At 68.2% G+C, this 1,162-nt stretch carries 1 protein-coding gene and 1 pseudogene; both read left to right on the forward strand.

Annotation, left to right across the window (positions count from 1 at the left end):
* A partial coding sequence (locus tag ACIBA9_RS38160; protein WP_399370383.1) for an ISAs1 family transposase occupies positions 1 to 825 on the forward strand: 825 nt, incomplete at its 5' end.
* 107 nt (positions 826 to 932) lie between these two features.
* A pseudogene (locus ACIBA9_RS38165) lies at positions 933 to 1,162 on the forward strand (2OG-Fe(II) oxygenase); the annotation flags it as partial.

Raw genomic sequence — 1,162 nt, forward strand, 5'->3', positions numbered from 1 at the left:
CTCGGCCACGCCCCCGCCGGCACGGAATCGATATCGGTCGACGGCAAGAGTGCCCGCGGTTCACGTACCGATACCGGCCCGGCCGCCCACCTGTTGTCCGCGGTCACGGCCGCCGGCCGGACCGTCAGCCAGATTCGCGTGCCGGACAAGACGAACGAGATCACCGGTTTCACCGCCCTGCTGGACCCCTTCGACCTGACCGGCACCGTGGTCACCGCCGACGCCCTCCACACCCAGCGCGAACACGCGAAATGGCTGGTCGAGGCCAAGAACGCCCACTACCTGATGATCGTCAAGGGCAACCAGCCGAACCTCCACGCGGCCCTGAAGGCTCTACCGTGGAAGGAGGTGACCGCCCGCCGCTACGACCGCGGGCGAGGGCACGGCCGCCGCGAGACCCGCTCGGTCCGAACCCTCACCGTCACCGGCCTCGGACTGGACTTCCCCCACGTCGTGCAGGCGGTGAAGATCCTGCGGCACCGCACCGATCTGAAGACCGGGCGTGTCACCCGCCAGACCGTCCACGCCATCACCAGCATGACATCGCTCGAGGCGTCACCCCAGCTCATCGGCCGCATCGCCAGAGCACACTGGGGAATCGAGGCCGTCCACCACGTCAGGGACACCACCTTCGCAGAGGACGCCTCCAAGATCCGCACCGGACACGGACCCGCCAACATGGCCACCCTCCGCAACCTCGCCATCAGCACCCTCCGCGACGCCGGCCGGCACAACATCGCCGCCGGACTCCGAGAAGTCTCCTACACACCGTTCACCCGCCCGCTCGACCTCCTCGGACTGCCCCTGACCTGCGACGGAGCATGATCACCATGACTATGAATTAGCCCTGCCGCCTCAAGGGAGCCGACGCCACCCGCACCACCCTGCTCCGCCAGGCCGCCGCAGAGACGGATTGTGACGCGGTCCTCGCGTTGGCCGAGGTGAAGGAGACCTGGGACGCGCATGCGCCGTACGACCGCTACGACTACTACGGCGAGGTCGAGCACTACGACGACTGCGAGGACGAGGAGTGCGAGGGTGAATGCCTCCTGGACCCCGACGGGGAACCCGGTGCCGAGCGCCGCCGCAGCGGCGACTTCTCCAGCTACGAACTGAACGAGCTGATCGACGACGAGATCACGCTGAGCTGGTGGACCCGCCC

Source organism: Streptomyces sp. NPDC051452, assembly GCF_044454765.1.
Lineage (GTDB): Bacteria > Actinomycetota > Actinomycetes > Streptomycetales > Streptomycetaceae > Streptomyces.